Origin of the sequence: Streptococcus sp. CF4-3, assembly GCF_024295385.1 — a bacterium.
GTDB lineage: Bacteria > Bacillota > Bacilli > Lactobacillales > Streptococcaceae > Streptococcus > Streptococcus infantis_I.
On the sequence record NZ_JANCPN010000004.1, the window covers coordinates 38,833 to 57,924 of the forward strand.

A 19,092-nucleotide genomic window follows, 5' to 3' on the forward strand; every position below is an offset into this window, starting at 1 on the left:
ATGGTCTATTTAATCATAGGGATACTCTTATTACTACTCTATGTATTTGCGACACCTCAAAGTATCAAGGGGACGGTCAACGTTGTAATATTAGTCTTTGGACTTGTTGCCCTCGTAATCTTGTTGCTCTTATCTGCCCTACAGATTTTCCAACTTCCAGCAGAAATCTTTATTACATTGGGAATGCTGGCTCTTACTTACTTTAGTTTGAGAGATATCAGTCTCATGTCGATTCGAAAGAAGCGCGAACATTAAATCTATTCATAACAAAAAACTTCTATCAGCAACTGAGTTGCCGATAGAAGTTTTTATTTGTTACTGTTTTTGTCAGAATAACGGTTGTAGAAATCTACTTTTATCTGGATAAAATGTTCTAATTCACGAAAGAGTTGTAATAGGGTTGCCCGTGTCTCAAACTCTTCTCTAGTTTTAGGGAGAGATCGCTTGCGAAACACCTCTAGGTAGCTCTCAATATCATTCAATAAGTTATAGGCTGGATTTGTTTGACTCAATTGGCTAGCTGTTTTTGAAAAGAGCTGAGAGACAATCAAACTCTCACTAGCTGCTAGTTGGCATGTGTTAATCTGTTGAGCCATATTTCTTAAGATACGCGTTTGTCTTTGTCGCATCTCAAAGTAGTGAATATGATAATCTGTCTGGTGAAAGAGATGGTCAGAGTGATCGAGGTAAACTAGCTTAAGAGCATCCTCAAGTAGTTGATCAAGTTCGTTGACTAGTTGAGCCTGATTACGGCCATCTCCTTTTTTCAGATAGTAAGAAAGCCGTAGAAGAACATCCCTGAGTTTTTCTTCAACAAGCGTATGATAATGTTGAATTTCTTTTTCACGTGAAGGCATGTAGAGATTGACCAGAAGTGCAAAGCCAGTACCGATTAGGAAGAGTAAGAGCTCATTCAGTAAAAGTGCTGGTGCTGTTGATTGTTGGATTAAGAGATGGCTAACCAAGACGCTACTAGGAGTGATTCCAATTTCCCAACCGAGTTTATAGGCTAGAGGAACATAGATTGCTAAGTAAAGTCCAAAGCTCCAGATATGATAACCAGTTAGTTGAAAGGCAATAACACCAATTATTAACGCTAGCAAGGTTGAAAAAAGACGATTGCGGGCTAGCTTGATCGTGCTTCTTCGAGTATCAGAAAGACTCAAAATAGCAATTATACCAGCTGAAACAGCTGATGACAAATCAAAAAAGTAGGCTAGTAAACAAGCAAAACAAGTTGCTAGGACTAGTTTAAGAGTGCGTTGTGTGATAGACATAGAATACTTCCTTGAGATAAATGCTTTAAAGTTTTAGTAGTAGGTAAGGTAGAAAGGTCTATTCCAAGAGAGTTATTGAGAAAATAATTTGTTCTCCATGTAGTGGTTTGATTATAGTATAAATATGCTTTGAAATCAAGTCTATGTATGTTTGATGGACCTGGAATGAATACTTATGAAGCCAGATACAACTTCGTTTTGTGGTATAATAATTAGAAAGGAGTTTTACATGCAAGAATTTTTTAAAAGTTATTTTAATAAGCTAGATTTAACAACGGTATTTGAGAATCTTTTAACGAAAGTGATTTCTCTTTTAATTTTATTTGTGCTATTTTACATAGCTAAACAGCTTCTCCATGCAGCTGTCAAGAAAATTGTGAAGCCTTCACTTAAGTATTCAAATCGTGATGCAGGACGACAAAAGACAATCTCGCGTTTATTAGAAAATATTTTTAATTACACCCTTTATTTCTTTTTAGTTTACTGCATTTTGTCTATCCTAGGGCTACCTGTATCCAGTTTACTAGCTGGTGCTGGGATTGCTGGGGTTGCGATTGGTATGGGGGCGCAGGGCTTCTTATCAGATGTTATCAATGGCTTCTTTATCCTCTTTGAACGCCAGTTGGATGTAGGGGATGAAGTTGTTTTGACAAATGGACCCATTACTGTATCGGGAAAAGTAGTTAGTGTCGGAATTCGAACCACTCAACTAAGAGGTGAAGACCAGGCTCTCCACTTTGTTCCCAACCGTAATATTACCGTGGTTAGCAATTTTTCAAGAGATGAGTTGAACTGAAATTTTACTTGATTTATGGTACAATAGAGGGAGTTTGACAGAGGAGAAATGATGGTTTTAGATAAACAATTAGGAAATGGTTGTACCTGGATAAATCTTGATATCGAAAAAATTAAAAATCTTGAAGATTTATCTGAAATCTATGGTTTGGATAAGGAAACCATCGAATATGCTCTGGATAGAAATGAAAGAGCCCACATGGATTATAACCGTGAGAATGGGACTGTGACCTTTATTTATAATGTCCTTGACCTAGAAAAAGACAAGGAATACTATGAAGCCATTCCCATGACCTTTATCGTTGAAAACAAACGAATGATTACCATCAGCAACCATAAGAATGCTTATGTCATTGATCAGATGTTAGCTTATCTGGATAGCCATGAAATTATTTCAATTTACAAGTTTCTCTTTGCTGGTTTAGAGATTATCAGTAACGCTTATTATCCTGTAATTGAAGAGATGGATAAAAGTAAGGACGTAATTAGTGCCTTGCTACGTCAAACTACAACAAAGAAAAATCTCTTCGCCCTCTCTGACTTGGAGACTGGTATGGTTTACTTGACAGCAGCAGCAAAACAAAATCGACTCCTCTTGGAACATATCCAGGGCCATGCTCTTTATCGGAAATTTAATGATGTCGAACGAGAGCAGTTTGATGATGCGATGATTGAAGCCCATCAGTTGGTGTCTATGACAGACTTGATTTCTCAAGTCTTGCAACAACTCTCAGCTTCTTACAACAACATCCTAAACAACAACCTGAATGATAGTTTGACAATTTTGACTATTATCTCCGTCTTACTAGCAGTACTTGCGGTTATTACAGGTTTCTTCGGAATGAATGTTCCTCTACCATTTACAGAAGAGCCAAATGCTTGGATTTATATCTTAATGACTAGCTTGATTTTATGGGCGGCCTTATCTCAATGGCTGAAGAAAATTACTAGAAAATAAAAGAAAAGGAACCAAAATGGTGATTGAAAACTACATGCCAGACTTTGCTGTAGAAGCAGTTTATAATTTGACAGTCCAAAGCCTGAAAAACCAAGGGATCAAAGCTGTTTTGGTGGATTTGGACAATACTCTGATTGCTTGGAATAACCCTGACGGGACTCCAGAGATGAAACGATGGTTGCATGACCTTCGTGACGCAGGGATTCGCATTATTGTAGTCTCAAATAATTCTAAAAAACGTGTCCAACGAGCAGTTGAAAAATTTGGGATTGATTATGTCTACTGGGCTTTGAAGCCTTTTACTTTCGGGATTGATCGTGCTATGAAGGAATTCCACTATGAGAAAAACGAAGTGGTCATGGTTGGGGATCAACTCATGACGGATATTCGAGCTGCTCACCGAGCAGGGATTCGTTCGATTTTGGTCAAACCCTTGGTCCAGCATGACTCTATCAAAACGAAGATTAACCGCGCTCGTGAGCGCCGTGTCATGAAACAAATCACTGAAAAGTACGGGCCTATCACATATAAAAAAGGAATCTAACTATGGAAGAAATTCTCTGTATTGGCTGTGGAGCAACCATTCAGACGACAGATAAGACCGGTCTAGGCTTTACGCCTCAGTCAGCACTCGAAAAAGGTTTGGAAACTGGTGAAGTTTATTGCCAACGTTGTTTCCGTCTTCGTCATTACAATGAAATCACAGATGTGCAGTTGACGGATGATGATTTTCTAAAACTCTTGCACGAGGTGGGAGACAGTGATGCCTTGGTGGTCAATGTTATTGATATCTTTGACTTTAATGGCTCTGTTATCCCAGGATTGCCTCGTTTTGTATCAGGCAATGATGTTCTCTTGGTTGGAAATAAAAAAGACATCCTACCTAAGTCTGTTAAACCAGGTAAGATTAGTCAATGGCTCATGGAACGTGCCCACGAAGAAGGTCTACGTCCTGTTGACGTCGTTCTGACTTCAGCCCAAAACAAGCATGCTATCAAGGAAGTCATTGATAAAATTGAGCACTACCGTAAGGGTCGTGACGTCTATGTAGTTGGGGTTACCAACGTTGGGAAATCAACTCTTATCAATGCTATTATCCAGGAAATTACGGGTGACCAGAACATCATCACAACTTCACGCTTCCCAGGAACAACCTTGGATAAGATTGAAATTCCGCTCGATGATGGTTCTTATATCTACGATACGCCTGGAATTATCCATCGTCATCAGATGGCCCACTACTTGACGGCTAAAAACCTCAAGTATGTCAGCCCTAAAAAGGAAATCAAACCTAAAACTTACCAGCTCAATCCTGAACAAACTCTCTTTTTAGGAGGTTTGGGACGCTTTGACTTCATCGCAGGAGAGAAGCAAGGCTTCACAGCTTTCTTTGACAATGAACTCAAACTTCATCGTACCAAGCTTGAAGGAGCGAGTGCCTTTTACGACAAGCACCTTGGAACCCTCCTTACACCACCAAATAGCAAGGAAAAAGAAGATTTTCCCAAACTGGTCCAACATGTCTTTACTATCAAAGATAAGACAGACCTCGTTATCTCAGGACTAGGCTGGATCCGTGTAACAGGAACTGCCAAAGTCGCCGTCTGGGCACCAGAAGGCGTCGCAGTCGTCACACGAAAAGCAATTATTTAAACACAGAAAGGAAAGAGTTATCTTTATAAAGGCGAGCATTGCGAGCCCCTAGAAGATACTTTTCGCCGTGGTGTTAGTTGGTACAAGTGATTGTACCAACTGAGGAAAATTTGAGACTTTAGGCTCAAATTTTAGTCATGAAAGTCCAGAGGACTTTGCTGACGTCCGTCACCACTTCAGAAAAGTATAAAAAGAAACTCTTTTAAATGAATTATGTCATTAACATCAAAACAACGTGCCTTCCTCAACAGCCAGGCACACACCCTCAAACCCATTATTCAAATCGGGAAAAATGGACTCAACGACCAAATCAAAACCAGCGTTCGTCAGGCACTTGACGCCCGCGAATTGATCAAGGTTACTCTCTTGCAAAACACAGATGAAAACATCCACGAAGTAGCTGAAATCTTGGAAGAAGAAATCGGTGTGGATACAGTACAAAAAATTGGTCGTATCTTGATTTTGTATAAACAATCAAGCAAGAAAGAAAATCGCAAGATTTCTAAAAGAGTCAAAGAAATCTAAGCATATACTCCCAAACTGTTTTTACAGAAGACTAAAGGAGATTAGCCTATGGCAATCGAATTATTAACTCCCTTTACAAAAGTGGAGTTAGAGCCAGAAATCAAGGATAAAAAACGTAAGCAAGTTGGAATCTTAGGGGGAAATTTTAACCCTGTTCACAATGCCCACCTTATCGTCGCAGACCAAGTGCGCCAACAGTTGGGATTGGATCAAGTGCTGCTTATGCCTGAATACCAACCACCTCACGTAGACAAAAAGGAAACCATTTCTGAACACCACCGCCTCAAGATGCTTGAATTGGCAATTGACGGAATCGAAGGTTTAGCTATTGAGACCATCGAGCTGGAGCGTAAGGGTATTTCCTATACCTACGACACCATGAAGATTTTGACAGAGAAGAATCCAGATACAGATTATTACTTTATCATCGGTGCTGACATGGTAGACTATCTGCCTAAGTGGTACAGAATTGATGAATTGGTCGACCTCGTTCAGTTTGTAGGAGTTCAACGACCACGCTACAAGGCTGGGACTTCTTATCCAGTCATTTGGGTAGATGTGCCTCTTATGGATATTTCATCCAGTATGGTACGTGATTTCATCGCCCAAGGACGAACACCTAACTTTCTCCTACCCAAACCAGTGCTAGACTATATCGAGAAAGAAGGTCTCTACTAATGGCATATCAAGACTACATCAACTGTTCACGAGAGGAATTGTTGGGGAAAATGGCAGAGCTTCTACCCGAGAAACGCCTAACCCATTGTTTGGGTGTAGAGCGTGCAGCCATAGAATTGGCTCAGCGCTTTGGTGTGGATGTTGAGAAAGCTGGTTTAGCTGGTCTCCTTCATGACTATGCTAAAAAGTTATCAGATCAAGAATTTTTAGACTTGATAGATCGTTATCAACTTGACTCTGATCTTAAAAACTGGGGCAATAATGTCTGGCATGGCATGGTCGGTATCTACAAGATTCAGGAAGATTTGGATTTACAAGATTCTGAAATCCTACGAGCTATTGAAATTCATACAGTTGGAGCTGGTCAGATGATGGATCTTGATAAGGTTATCTACGTCGCAGATTACATCGAGCATAATCGTGCCTTTCCAGGTGTGGACCAGGCGCGTGAGATTGCAAGTTTGTCACTCAATAAGGCAGTAGCTTATGAAACAGCTCGCACTGTCGAACATTTGGCTCACCAGGGATTTCCCATCTATCCCCAAACCCTTGAAACCTATAACGCCTATGTGCACTATTTGAAAGAGGACTAAATGAACGAAAAAGAATTATTAGAACTAGTCGTGAAAGCGGCCGATGAGAAACGTGCGGAGGATATCCTCGCACTTGACGTACAAGAATTGACCAGTGTGACAGATTACTTTGTCATCACGAGCTCAATGAATAGCCGTCAGTTGGATGCTATCGCTGAAAATATCCGTGAAAAAGTAGCCCAAGCTGGCTTTAAAGGTAGTCACGTTGAAGGCGATGCAGCTGGTGGCTGGGTCTTGTTAGACCTTGGTGGTGTCGTAGTGCATATCTTCTCAGAAGAAATGCGTGCCCACTATAACCTTGAAAAATTATGGCATGAAGCGAATTCTGTAGATATTTCAGAAGCCTTGGCATAAGAGATGAACTCAGTTGCAGTCAACTGAGTTTCTTTGCTTAATTTAGAAGAAAATCGTTAGAAAGGTGAGAGCGAGAGGTATTTCCAGAGATGCTCTTGGTATCATGATTATGGCAACATACGAGACTTTTGCGGCTGTTTACGATGCTGTGATGGATGATAGTTTATACGATAAATGGACGGATTTTTCCCTCCGTCATTTGCCAAAGACTAAGGAGAGAAAGAAACTCTTGGAATTGGCTTGTGGAACAGGCATCCAGTCAGTGCGCTTTTCTCAGGCTGGTTTTGAAGTGACTGGACTGGACTTGAGCGCGGACATGTTGAAGATTGCTGAGAAGAGAGCGGCTTCAGCCAAGCAAAAGATTGATTTTATTGAAGGCAATATGCTGGATTTGTCCAAGGCCGGTAAATATGACTTTGTGACCTGCTATTCGGACTCTATCTGCTACATGCAGGACGAGGTAGAAGTGGGAGACGTCTTCAAAGAAGTTTACAATGCTCTAAACGAAGACGGAGTTTTCATCTTTGACGTGCATTCGACTTACCAGACTGATGAAGTTTTCCCAGGTTATTCCTATCATGAAAATGCAGAAGACTTTGCCATGCTCTGGGATACCTACGAGGATGCAGCACCACATTCTATCGTGCATGAGTTGACCTTTTTTATCAAGGAAGCGGATGGTTCCTTTAGTCGTCACGACGAAGTTCATGAGGAGCGGACTTATGAGGTCTTGACCTATGATATTCTGTTAGAACAAGCTGGTTTCAAATCCTTCAAGCTTTATGCTGACTTTGAGGATAAGGAGCCTACAGAAACCAGCACCCGTTGGTTTTTTGTCGCGCAGAAGTAGGAGAATATCATGACCATTACAGGTATTATCGCAGAGTTCAATCCTTTTCATAATGGCCACAAATACCTGCTAGAACAGGCGGATGGGCTGAAAATCGTTGCCATGTCTGGGAATTTCATGCAGCGTGGAGAGCCTGCTATCGTGGACAAGTGGACAAGGGCTCAAATGGCACTGGAGAATGGAGCAGACTTGGTAGTGGAATTGCCCTTTTTAGTCAGTGTTCAGGCAGCAGATTTCTTTGGACAAGGAGCAGTAGATATCTTGGCGCAGTTAGGAATTGACAGCCTAGCTTTTGGGACAGAGGAAGTTCTAGATTACCAGAAAATTGCTGACTTATACGCAGAGTGTGGTCAAGAGATGGAGAAATTTGTAGAAAATCTACCTGATTCCCTCTCCTACCCTCAGAAAACGCAAGCTATGTGGAAGGAATTTGCAGGTCTTGATTTTTCGGGTGATACGCCCAATCATGTTCTTGCTCTTGCCTACGCCAAGGCAGTTGCTGGACGAAACATCAAACTTCATCCAATTCAACGTCAGGGAGCAGGATATCATTCTGTGGACAAGGATGTGGACTTTGCTTCGGCGACAGCCCTCCGTCAGCACCAATCAGACTCAGATTTCTTAGAACGCTTTATGCCTTCTGTTACTATTTTTGAGCAGGCGAGTAAGGTGAGCTGGGGAAATTATTTTTCACTTTTACGCTATCAAATCTTGTCAAATCCAGATTTAAGTACTATTTATCAGGTCAATCAAGAAATGGCTGTGCGTATTAAGGAAGCCATCAAAATAGCAAAATCTATTGAGGAATTGGTTGAGTTAGTGGCTACCAAACGCTACACCAAGGCGCGTGTGCGACGCCTCTTGACCTATATCTTGGTGCAGGCTAGAGAAAGTGACTTGCCAGAAGCCATTCATGTCCTAGGTTTTACCGAAAAAGGCAGACAACACCTTAAAACTCTCAAGGAGCAGGTCAATCTAGTTAGCCGAATCGGTAAAGAACCCTGGGATGCCATAACCCAAAAGGCAGACCAAATCTATCAACTGGGATACCCGAGTATCGCAGAACAAAATTTTGGCAGAGTGCCAATCAGAATCGAAACAAACTAAGTCTACTGTGAGGTGGACTTTTTTCTTATTTTTTGCAAAAAAATTCTTTTAAAAAATAGTTAGGTTTAAGAAGCTTATTTTACTAAGGAAAATGAAGATATTGCTCCTAAAAATAACTATAACAACTTCCATTTAAGGTTTGTTAAAAATATTTTTTTGTGATAAAATGTATAAGAATGCATGTCATTCAGATAAACAAATAAATTGAGGTAAAAACATGGAAATTATGACAATTGTTATAGTTGTTTTTGCCGTCATCATTGGTTTAGTCATTGGATATGTCAGCATCTCAGTCAAGATGAAATCATCACAAGAGGCTGCAGAGTTGATGCTTTTAAATGCTGAACAAGAAGCAACTAATTTACGAGGACAAGCTGAGCGCGAAGCGGATTTATTACTAAATGAAGCCAAGAGCGAAAGCAAATCCCTTAAAAAAGAAGCACTATTGGAGGCTAAAGAGGAAGCCAGAAAATACCGCGAAGAAGTGGACGCTGAATTTAAGTCGGAGCGTCAAGAACTCAAGCAAATCGAAAGTCGTTTGACGGAGAGAGCTACGAGCCTTGACCGTAAAGACGATAATTTGACGAACAAAGAAAAAACACTTGAACAAAAAGAACAAAGTATTTCTGATAGAGCAAAAAACCTTGATGCACGTGAAGAGCAACTAGAGGAAATTGAAAAGCAAAAGCAAGCAGAACTAGAGCGTGTCGGAAGTCTGACACAGTCAGAGGCAAAAGATATTATCTTAGCCCAAACAGAAGAAGACTTGACCAAGGAAATTGCTAGCCGCATTCGTGAGGCGGAGCAAGAAGTCAAGGAACGTTCAGATAAGCTTGCTAAGGATATTTTATCCCAAGCCATGCAGAGAATTGCTGGTGAGTATGTAGCTGAGTCTACCAACTCGACAGTTCATCTGCCTGATGATACTATGAAAGGTCGTATCATTGGTCGTGAAGGTCGTAACATCCGTACCTTTGAAAGTTTGACAGGGGTTGATGTCATCATTGATGATACGCCAGAAGTGGTAACCTTGTCAGGTTTTGATCCTATCCGCCGTGAGATTGCCCGTATGACGATGGAAACCTTACTTAAGGATGGGCGAATTCACCCAGCTCGTATCGAAGAGTTGGTTGAGAAAAACCGTCAAGAAATTGATAACAGAATTCGTGAATATGGTGAAGCTGCAGCCTACGAAATCGGTGCACCAAACCTTCACCCTGACTTGATGAAGATCATGGGTCGCCTGCAGTTCCGTACTTCATACGGACAAAATGTCTTGCGACACTCAATCGAAGTGGCTAAGTTAGCTGGTATCATGGCTAGCGAACTTGGTGAAAATGCAGCTCTTGCCCGCCGTGCAGGATTCCTTCACGATATTGGTAAAGCCATTGACCGAGAAGTAGAAGGCAGCCACGTTGAGATTGGTACTGAATTAGCTCGCAAGTACAAAGAGCATCCAGTTGTGATTAACACGATTGCTAGTCACCACGGAGATGTAGAGCCTGAAAGTGTGATTGCAGTTCTCGTTGCTGCAGCGGATGCCTTAAGTGCAGCCCGTCCAGGAGCTCGTAGCGAATCACTTGAAAGCTACATCAAACGTCTCCATGATTTAGAAGAAATCGCTAATAGCTTTGAAGGAGTTCAAAATAGCTTTGCCCTTCAAGCTGGTCGTGAAATCCGAATTATGGTAAATCCAGGTCAAATCAAGGACGATAAGGTCACAATCTTAGCTCACAAAGTTCGTGAGAAAATCGAAAGCAACCTCGATTACCCAGGAAATATCAAGGTAACCGTGATTCGTGAACTTCGTGCAGTTGATTATGCAAAATAAATAAGAAAGAGCAGTTGAAAAATTACTGCTTTTTTGTTACACTAGATAGAAAGATTGTAGTAAGCAGAAATGCCTTCACAAAGAGAATTCTGAATGAATTTCCAAGGCATTTCACAAACTATCCAAAGGAGACATCATGGCAGACCGTGGCTTACTAATCGTTTTTTCAGGTCCTTCAGGAGTTGGAAAAGGAACGGTTAGACGAGAAATTTTTGAGAGTTCTGAAAACCAATTCCAATATTCTGTATCTATGACAACGCGGGCGCAACGTCCAGGTGAAGTAGACGGAGTTGACTATTTCTTCCGTACGCGTGAAGAATTTGAAGAATTGATCCGTCAAGGACAGATGTTAGAGTATGCAGAGTATGTAGGCAACTACTACGGAACTCCTCTGACCTATGTCAATGAAACCCTTGATAAAGGGATTGACGTTTTCCTTGAAATTGAAGTGCAGGGAGCTCTTCAGGTCAAGAAAAAAGTTCCAGATGCAGTCTTTATCTTTTTGACACCACCAGATTTGGAAGAATTGCAAGACCGTCTCGTAGGCCGTGGTACCGATAGCGCAGAAGTGATTGCCCAACGTATCGAAAAAGCCAAAGAAGAAATTGCTTTGATGCGTGAATATGACTATGCTATTGTCAATGATCATGTTCCTCTTGCCGCAGAACGTGTCAAACGTGTGATTGAAGCAGAACATTTCCGCGTCGATCGTGTCATCGGTCACTACCAGGATATGCTACCAAAGTCTCCAACTATTCGATAAACTATAGAAAACAGGTACAAACAAATGATGCTTAAACCCTCTATTGATACCTTGCTTGACAAGGTACCATCAAAATATTCACTCGTCATCTTGGAAGCAAAACGTGCTCACGAATTAGAAGCTGGAGCAACTCCAACACAAGAATTCAAATCTGAAAAATCTACACTTCGTGCCTTGGAAGAAATTGAATCAGGGAATGTAACCATCCACCCAGATCCAGAAGGAAAACGCGAAGCTGTTCGTCGTCGTATCGAAGAAGAAAGACGATTGAGAGAAGAAGAAGAAAAGAAAATCAAAGAGCAAATCGCGAAAGAAAAAGAAGAAGGTGAAAAAATTTAAGGTTGGGGGGACTCAATCTTATTTTTTCTATTGCAAGAATACTCAATCAATTGAAACGATTTAAGAAGAGAGGGAGGTGAGGATATGGCTATTGCGAAAATCATTGTGGATGTTCCCTTGATGCAGACGGACCAACCATACAGTTACAAGGTCCCTGAGGAATTTGTAGACATGCTGGAAGTTGGTATGCGGGTTCATGTGCCTTTTGGGAAGGCCAATCGCTTGATTCAAGGGATTGTTCTTGGAATGGAACAAGAATCGGAAATGGCAGATGAAGACTTGAAAGAAATTGCTGAGGTGCTGGATTTTTCTCCTGTCTTAACGGAGGAACAACTCTGGTTGGCTGAAGAACTACGTAAGTCAGTTTTTTCATACAAGATTTCTATTCTTAAAGCCATGCTTCCAGGATTTTTGAATTCTAGCTATGATAAAATCCTCTATCCTCTGGAAGGCTTGAGTCAGGAGGATAAGGAGCGCTTATTCGGTTCGCAAGAATCTCTAGCCTTTTCATCGCTTGACTTGAAAAAGCAGGCCGAGATGATGCGCTTGACTCGAAAAGGGCTTTTGAAACTCGAGTATCAGGCTGTGGATCAGAAGAAAGTCAAAACACAGTCTTGGGTTCAAGTGAATCTTGACAAATTAGAAAAGCTAGAAATCTCAAACCGTGCCAAGAAGAAATTGGAACTGCGAGATTATTTAGTAGCACATCCAGAAAGTACTCCTTTGGCTACTTTGTTAGAACATTACTCTCGTGAACAAGTCAACTTCTTTGTGGAACAGGGTGCTTTGACGATTCTTCAAAAGGAAGTTCAACGTTCAGCTGCCTACTTTGAAGGAATCGAGTCAAATCAAGCCTTAGAGTTAAACCCAGAGCAAAAACTAGCCTGTGAGGCGGTTGTTGGAGCGATTGGAAAGAAACATCCTCCATTTCTTCTACAAGGAATTACAGGAAGTGGGAAAACCGAGGTTTACCTGCAGATTATCCAAGGTGCCTTAGATATGGGAAAAACAGCGATTGTTCTAGTTCCAGAGATCTCTCTGACACCTCAAATGACCGAGCGCTTTATTGCTCGTTTTGGTGAGCAAGTTGCCATCCTCCACTCAGGCTTGTCAAATGGTGAAAAGTACGATGAATGGCGCAAGGTGGAGCGTGGAGATGCTCAGGTAGTTGTTGGGGCTAGGTCTGCTATTTTTGCACCTTTGAAAAATCTAGGTGTTATCATTATCGATGAAGAGCATGAGGCTAGTTATAAGCAAGATAGCAATCCTCGTTACCATGCTAGAGATGTGGCTCTTTTACGTGCCCAGTACAATCAAGCTGCCCTAGTCCTTGGTTCTGCAACACCAAGTCTAGAAAGCCGTGCGCGTGCTGGTAAGGGTGTTTATCAACATCTACGTCTGACTCAACGGGCCAATCCTTTAGCAAGTATTCCTGAGGTTCAACTGATTGATTTCCGTGATTACATCGGGCAGAATGAAACATCAAACTTTACACCACCACTGATTGAGGCCATTCAAGATCGACTGGATAAAAAAGAGCAGGTTGTTCTCATGCTCAATCGTCGTGGTTATTCTAGCTTTGTTATGTGCCGGGAATGTGGGACAGTTGATACCTGTCCAAACTGCGATATTTCTCTTACCCTGCACATGGATACCAAGACTATGAATTGTCATTATTGTGGTTTTTCTAAGGAAATCCCCCATGTCTGTCCAAACTGTCAGAGTCGTAGCATTCGTTACTATGGAACGGGGACCCAGAAGGCCTACGATGAGCTAGCGGAACTCTTTCCAGAGGCACGCATTCTACGCATGGATGTGGATACAACTCGTAAAAAAGGCAGTCACCAAGCTTTACTTGAACAATTTGGCAATGGTGAAGCGGACATATTGCTAGGAACCCAGATGATTGCCAAGGGCTTGGATTTTCCAAATGTGACCTTGGTTGGTGTTCTCAATGCGGATACAGCCTTGAACCTGCCTGATTTTCGTTCTTCTGAGAGAACCTTCCAACTCTTGACCCAGGTGGCGGGTCGCGCCGGTCGTGCTGAAAAGGCTGGACAGGTTTTGATTCAGTCCTATAATCCTCAGCATTATGCCATTCGGTTCGCCAAGGATCAGGACTACGAAGGTTTCTATGCCTATGAAATGGGCATTAGACGTCAGTTGGGTTATCCACCTTATTATTTTACTATTGGAATCACCTTATCTCATAAAAAAGAAGAAGAGGTTCTTAGACGTGCTTATCAAGTCATGGAGATTTTGCGGTCAGGTTTATCGGATGCTAGTGTAATTCTAGGTCCGACGCCAAAACCTATCGCTCGCACTCATAACCTCTATCATTACCAAATTTTGATTAAATACCGTTTAGAAGATGAGTTAGCTTCTACCCTTAATCAGGTCTTAGCTCTAACTCAAGAACGTGAAAATAGCGAACTTCGTCTCAGTATTGACCACGAACCGCAACAATTTTTATAGAAGGAGAAAAGATGACAAAACTAATCTTTATGGGAACTCCCAATTTTTCAGCAACTGTTTTAAAGGGGCTTTTGTCAGATGACCGCTACGAGATTGTAGCGGTTGTAACTCAGCCAGATCGTGCTGTCGGCCGTAAAAAAGTCATCCAGGAAACCCCAGTGAAACAAGCTGCCAAAGAGGCAGGACTTCCTATCTTTCAACCTGAAAAATTATCGGGTAGTCCAGAGATGGAAGCTATCATGAATTTGGGAGCTGACGGGATTGTGACTGCAGCTTTTGGGCAGTTTCTCCCAAGTAAACTCCTTGATAGCATGGATTTTGCAGTCAATGTTCATGCTTCGCTTCTTCCAAAGCACCGTGGTGGAGCTCCTATCCATTATGCCTTGATTCAAGGTGATGAAGAAGCAGGAGTAACCATTATGGAAATGGTCAAGGAAATGGATGCAGGGGACATGATTTCTCGTCGCAGTATTCCCATTACTGATGAGGACAATGTTGGAACTTTGTTTGAAAAATTGGCCATTGTTGGGCGTGATTTGCTTTTGGATACCCTACCTGCTTATATAGCTGGTGAAATTCAGCCTCAACCGCAAGATCCAAGCCAAGTAACTTTCTCACCAAATATTAAACCAGAGGAGGAAAAACTGGACTGGAACAAGACCAACCGTCAACTTTTCAACCAAATCCGTGGGATGAATCCATGGCCAGTTGCTCATACCTTCCTCAAGGGAGAACGCTTCAAAATCTATGAAGCTTTGCCTGTAGAAGGTCAGGGGAATCCGGGTGAGATACTCTCCATTGGTAAGAAAGAATTGATTGTCGCAACAGCAGAAGGAGCTCTATCTCTCAAACAGGTTCAACCAGCAGGAAAACCTAAAATGGACATTGCTTCCTTCCTCAACGGCGTTGGACGAAGTTTGGCAGTAGGAGAACGATTTGGTGACTAAAGTAGAAACGGCTAGAAATTTAGCCTTAAAGGTGCTAGAGGATGTCTTTGTCAATCAAGCCTACTCCAATATCGCCTTAAATAAACACCTCAAGGGAAGTCAGCTGTCAGCAACTGACAAAGGTTTGGTGACTGAGCTTGTTTATGGAACCGTAGCTCGTAAACTGACTTTAGAATGGTATTTGTCTCACTTTATTGAAGATAGAGACAAGCTAGACAGCTGGCTCTATGTTTTGCTTCTCATGAGCGTCTATCAACTCCAATACTTGGATAAGCTTCCTGATCATGCAGTGGTCAATGAAGCGGTAGAAATTGCAAAACTTCGTAAAAAAGGTAGCGAAAAATTGGTCAATGCAGTCCTTCGCCGTATCTTGCGAGAAGGTTTGCCAGATACTGCCAGTATCAAACGTAAGAACAAGCGTGATTCTATCGCCTACTCTTTGCCAGTATGGTTAGTTTCTAAGCTCAAGGAAGAGTATGGAGAAGAGCGAGCGCAAGCGATTTTTGAAAGTCTTTTACAACGCAATAAAGCCAGTATCCGTGTGACAGATTTGAGCCTAAAAGAGGAAATTAAAGCTCTGCTTGATGCAAGTGATTCTGCTTTATCAGCTTCTGGTCTGGTCAAGGAGCAGGGGCATTTTGCGGGTCATGACTTGTTTGCTGAAGGGGCTATTACTATCCAGGATGAGTCTAGTCAACTGGTTGCTCCAACTCTTGATTTACAAGGAGAGGAGCAGGTTTTGGATGCCTGTGCAGCTCCGGGTGGGAAAACAGCCCATATGGCCTCTTATCTCACGACAGGTCAGGTAACAGCTCTGGATCTCTACGACCACAAACTCACTTTGATTCAAGAGAATGCCCAGCGTTTAGGCGTAGTAGACCGTGTTCAAACACAAAAATTGGATGCCCGAAAGGTTCACGAGTTTTTTGGTAAGGATCAATTTGATAAGATTCTTGTTGATGCCCCTTGCTCAGGGATTGGTCTATTGCGTCGGAAACCAGATATCAAATACAACAAAGACACTGCTGATTTCGCGTCATTACAGGAAATTCAGTTGGAAATATTAGGTAGTGTTTGTCAAACGCTACGTAAAGGTGGTATAATAACTTATAGTACCTGCACTATTGTCTCTGAGGAGAACTTTCAAGTGGTTCAAGCATTTTTAGAAAGTCATCCAGAGTTCGAGCAGGTTAAACTAGAACACGAATGCAAGGATATCCTAAAAGATGGCTGTATCCTCATTACTCCAGAATTGTACGGAAGTGATGGATTCTTTATCAGCCAATTTCGTAAGATATCCAATTAGGAAGGAACTGACACAATGGAGATTTCATTATTAACAGATGTGGGTCAGAAGCGTACAAATAATCAAGACTATGTCAATCTTTTTGTCAACCGTGCCGGTCGCAAGATGATTATCTTGGCTGACGGGATGGGAGGACACCGAGCGGGTAATATTGCCAGTGAGATGGCAGTTACGGACTTAGGTGTTGCCTGGGTAGATACTCAGATTGATACCGTGAATGAAGTTCGTGAATGGTTTGCAGAACACCTAGAAATTGAGAATCAAAAGATTTATCAATTGGGGCGTGATGAAGCATATAAAGGGATGGGTACAACTCTAGAAGCCCTTGCAATCATTGATAACCAAGCCATCTATGCTCATATTGGTGATTCTCGTATCGGCTTGGTTCGTGGAGAAGAGTACCATCAATTAACAAGTGATCATTCATTAGTCAATGAGTTGCTCAAGGCAGGTCAATTAACACCTGAAGAAGCTGAAGCGCATCCACAAAAAAATATCATCACCCAGTCTATTGGACAAAAAGATGAGATTCAACCTGATTTAGGGATTGTGAGCTTGGAACCTGGTGACTATATCGTTATGAACAGTGATGGTCTCACGAATATGATTTCAGGAAGTGAAATCTATGACATCGTGACAAGTGATATTTCACTTGAAGACAAGGCGGCAACCTTAGTACGTTTTGCAAACAATGCCGGAGGGCTTGATAACATTACTGTTGCCTTGATTGCGATTGAGGAGGAATCAAAATGATCCAGATCGGCAAGATATTTGCCGGACGATATCGGATTATCAAACAAATTGGCCGTGGTGGGATGGCAGATGTCTACCTGGCCAAAGATTTGATTCTGGATGGGGAAGAGGTAGCGGTGAAGGTCCTGAGGACCAACTACCAAACGGATCCAATCGCTGTTGCACGTTTTCAGCGTGAAGCACGTGCGATGGCGGACCTAGATCATCCTCATATCGTTCGAATTACGGATATCGGTGAAGAAGACGGTCAACAATATCTAGCTATGGAATATGTAGCTGGGCTTGACCTCAAACGTTATATTAAAGAACACCACCCTCTATCAAACGAGGAAGCTGTTCGTATCATGGGGCAAATTCTCTTGGCTATGCGTTTGGCGCATGCAAAGGGGATTATTCACCGTGATTTAAAACCTCAAAATATACTCTTGACTCCTGATGGAACTGCAAAAGTTACTGACTTTGGGATTGCAGTGGCCTTTGCAGAAACCAGTTTGACACAGACCAACTCCATGTTGGGTTCTGTTCACTATCTATCACCTGAGCAGGCGCGTGGTTCTAAGGCGACCATACAGAGTGATATTTATGCAATGGGAATTATCTTTTTCGAAATGTTGACAGGTCATATTCCATATGATGGAGATAGTGCTGTTACGATTGCACTTCAGCATTTCCAAAAACCACTTCCTTCGGTCATTGCAGAAAACCCATCAGTACCACAATCCTTGGAAAACGTTGTTATAAAAGCGACAGCTAAAAAGTTGACAGACCGTTATCAAACTGTCTCAGAGATGTATGTTGACTTATTGAGCAGTCTTTCTTATAACCGTCGAAATGAACCAAAGCTGGTATTTGAAGATACAAGTAAAGTTGACACAAAAACCTTACCGAAAATTTCACAATCTACTTTAACAGCGATTCCTAAAGTGCAACCAAAGGAAGAAAGTCCTCAGAGCCAAAAGCCGACTCAAAAGGCAACTAGTAAAGAAACTGTTGCAAAACCAGTCAAGAAGCGTCGTTTTAAAGCGAGGTATTTAGTGCTTTTGGCTAGCTTTATACTTGTTTTGGCTTCTCTCTTTTGGATAGTATCCAAAACACCAGCAACTGTTGAAATTCCAAATGTTGCAGGACAAACTGTAGCAGAAGCTAAGGAAAAACTTAAAAAAGCTAATTTTGAAATTGGCGAGGAAAAGTCTGAAGCTAGTGATACGGTAGAAGAAGGCCGAGTGATTCGAACGGATCCAGATGCTGGTTCGTCTCGTAAAGAAGGTATTAAAGTCAATCTCATTATCTCTTCAGGTCAGCAATCATTTAAGATTGGAAATTATATTGGACGCAATTCTACAGACGTCATTGCAGAGTTGAAAGGGAAAAAAGTTCCTGAAAATCTCATCAAGGTTGTAGAAGAAGAATCAAGTGAAACAGAGGCAGGACTTGTTATGAGACAGAGTCTGCCAGAAGGAACCACTTATTATCTTAGTAAGGCGACAGAGATTACCTTGACAGTAGCCAAGAAGGTAACTAGCGTTCCTATGCCAAGTTATATTGGATCAAGCCTTGAATTTACCAAGAATAACTTGATTCAGATAGTCGGTGTTAAAGAGGCGAATATTGAAGTAGTAGAGGTTTCTACAGCACCAGAAGGGACTGTTGAGGATACTGTGGTTAGTCAAAGTCCAAAACCAGGTGAAGGTGTAGATTTGAATACAACTCGTATCAAAATTTCTATCTACAAACCGAAAACTACAACAACGACAACAAATCCTTCACAAGGAAATCCATATCGTGGAGAGACATCACCACAGATTAGAGAACCTCAAACTACGACAGCACCGTCATCTCCGTCATCGAATAATCAGTCGGAGAACCATAATGGTGATAACTAATCAAT

20 protein-coding genes are annotated in these 19,092 nt (G+C 41.7%); 19 read left to right on the top strand and 1 reads right to left on the bottom strand.

What is annotated here, in order from left to right; translation table 11 throughout:
- On the top strand, window positions 1-255 hold the full coding sequence (locus tag NML75_RS04685) for a DUF3165 family protein (protein WP_254804176.1): 255 nt from the start codon (window positions 1-3) through the stop codon (window positions 253-255).
- 53 nt (window positions 256-308) lie between these two features.
- Here the strand turns inward: NML75_RS04685 and NML75_RS04690 are convergent, their stop codons facing one another.
- A complete protein-coding gene (locus NML75_RS04690; protein WP_254804177.1) occupies window positions 309-1,277 on the bottom strand; it encodes an aromatic acid exporter family protein in 969 nt (322 codons plus the stop codon).
- A 229-nt stretch (window positions 1,278-1,506) separates the two neighbouring features.
- Between NML75_RS04690 and NML75_RS04695 the strand changes: the two genes are divergently transcribed.
- The 18 genes from NML75_RS04695 (at window position 1,507) to pknB (ending at window position 19,087) form a co-directional block, all read left to right on the top strand.
- Complete coding sequence (locus tag NML75_RS04695) at window positions 1,507-2,073, top strand: mechanosensitive ion channel family protein (RefSeq protein ID WP_006152683.1); 567 nt, start codon at window positions 1,507-1,509, stop codon at window positions 2,071-2,073.
- Window positions 2,074-2,124: 51 nt separating this feature from the next.
- Entirely contained in the window at window positions 2,125-3,030 is a 906-nt protein-coding gene (locus tag NML75_RS04700; RefSeq protein WP_254804178.1) for a magnesium transporter CorA family protein, read from the top strand.
- A gap of 16 nt (window positions 3,031-3,046) precedes the next feature.
- A complete protein-coding gene (locus NML75_RS04705; protein WP_254804179.1) occupies window positions 3,047-3,574 on the top strand; it encodes a YqeG family HAD IIIA-type phosphatase in 528 nt (175 codons plus the stop codon).
- A gap of 2 nt (window positions 3,575-3,576) precedes the next feature.
- Window positions 3,577-4,683: a ribosome biogenesis GTPase YqeH gene (gene yqeH, locus NML75_RS04710; RefSeq protein ID WP_070677699.1), complete on the top strand. Its 1,107-nt coding sequence runs from the start codon at window positions 3,577-3,579 to the stop codon at window positions 4,681-4,683.
- 213 nt (window positions 4,684-4,896) lie between these two features.
- Window positions 4,897-5,208, top strand: coding sequence for a ribosome assembly RNA-binding protein YhbY (gene yhbY / locus NML75_RS04715; protein ID WP_004251407.1), 312 nt, complete (start codon window positions 4,897-4,899; stop codon window positions 5,206-5,208).
- 48 nt (window positions 5,209-5,256) lie between these two features.
- The gene (locus NML75_RS04720; protein WP_004251404.1) at window positions 5,257-5,886 is read left to right on the top strand and encodes a nicotinate-nucleotide adenylyltransferase; all 630 of its coding nucleotides are present in this window, start codon (window positions 5,257-5,259) and stop codon (window positions 5,884-5,886) included.
- On the top strand, window positions 5,886-6,479 hold the full coding sequence (gene yqeK / locus NML75_RS04725) for a bis(5'-nucleosyl)-tetraphosphatase (symmetrical) YqeK (RefSeq protein WP_004251403.1): 594 nt from the start codon (window positions 5,886-5,888) through the stop codon (window positions 6,477-6,479). The genes NML75_RS04720 and yqeK overlap by 1 nt, the downstream gene beginning before the upstream one ends.
- Window positions 6,480-6,833: a ribosome silencing factor gene (gene rsfS / locus NML75_RS04730; RefSeq protein WP_004251400.1), complete on the top strand. Its 354-nt coding sequence runs from the start codon at window positions 6,480-6,482 to the stop codon at window positions 6,831-6,833.
- Between the two features lie 109 nt (window positions 6,834-6,942).
- Window positions 6,943-7,683 carry a class I SAM-dependent DNA methyltransferase gene (locus NML75_RS04735; protein WP_004251397.1) on the top strand — a complete coding sequence of 247 codons (741 nt, stop codon included), beginning with the start codon at window positions 6,943-6,945 and terminating at the stop codon, window positions 7,681-7,683.
- A gap of 9 nt (window positions 7,684-7,692) precedes the next feature.
- Window positions 7,693-8,790: a nucleotidyltransferase gene (locus NML75_RS04740; RefSeq protein ID WP_004251395.1), complete on the top strand. Its 1,098-nt coding sequence runs from the start codon at window positions 7,693-7,695 to the stop codon at window positions 8,788-8,790.
- A gap of 217 nt (window positions 8,791-9,007) precedes the next feature.
- Window positions 9,008-10,621 (top strand): ribonuclease Y, encoded by a 1,614-nt coding sequence (locus NML75_RS04745; RefSeq protein WP_004251393.1) that lies wholly within the window; start codon window positions 9,008-9,010, stop codon window positions 10,619-10,621.
- A gap of 136 nt (window positions 10,622-10,757) precedes the next feature.
- Window positions 10,758-11,384 carry a guanylate kinase gene (gmk, locus tag NML75_RS04750; RefSeq protein ID WP_000775049.1) on the top strand — a complete coding sequence of 209 codons (627 nt, stop codon included), beginning with the start codon at window positions 10,758-10,760 and terminating at the stop codon, window positions 11,382-11,384.
- A gap of 24 nt (window positions 11,385-11,408) precedes the next feature.
- Complete coding sequence (gene rpoZ, locus NML75_RS04755; RefSeq protein WP_004251389.1) at window positions 11,409-11,723, top strand: DNA-directed RNA polymerase subunit omega; 315 nt, start codon at window positions 11,409-11,411, stop codon at window positions 11,721-11,723.
- Between the two features lie 84 nt (window positions 11,724-11,807).
- Window positions 11,808-14,198 carry a primosomal protein N' gene (locus NML75_RS04760; protein ID WP_254804180.1) on the top strand — a complete coding sequence of 797 codons (2,391 nt, stop codon included), beginning with the start codon at window positions 11,808-11,810 and terminating at the stop codon, window positions 14,196-14,198.
- An 11-nt stretch (window positions 14,199-14,209) separates the two neighbouring features.
- A complete protein-coding gene (fmt, locus tag NML75_RS04765; protein ID WP_254804181.1) occupies window positions 14,210-15,145 on the top strand; it encodes a methionyl-tRNA formyltransferase in 936 nt (311 codons plus the stop codon).
- Window positions 15,138-16,451, top strand: a complete 1,314-nt coding sequence (rsmB, locus tag NML75_RS04770; protein ID WP_254804182.1) for a 16S rRNA (cytosine(967)-C(5))-methyltransferase RsmB — start codon at window positions 15,138-15,140, stop codon at window positions 16,449-16,451. Before fmt ends, rsmB begins: the two co-directional genes overlap by 8 nt.
- A gap of 15 nt (window positions 16,452-16,466) precedes the next feature.
- Window positions 16,467-17,204, top strand: coding sequence for a Stp1/IreP family PP2C-type Ser/Thr phosphatase (locus NML75_RS04775; RefSeq protein WP_254804183.1), 738 nt, complete (start codon window positions 16,467-16,469; stop codon window positions 17,202-17,204).
- A complete protein-coding gene (gene pknB / locus NML75_RS04780; RefSeq protein WP_254804184.1) occupies window positions 17,201-19,087 on the top strand; it encodes a Stk1 family PASTA domain-containing Ser/Thr kinase in 1,887 nt (628 codons plus the stop codon). The genes NML75_RS04775 and pknB overlap by 4 nt, the downstream gene beginning before the upstream one ends.
- The last annotated feature ends 5 nt before the right edge of the window (window positions 19,088-19,092 follow it).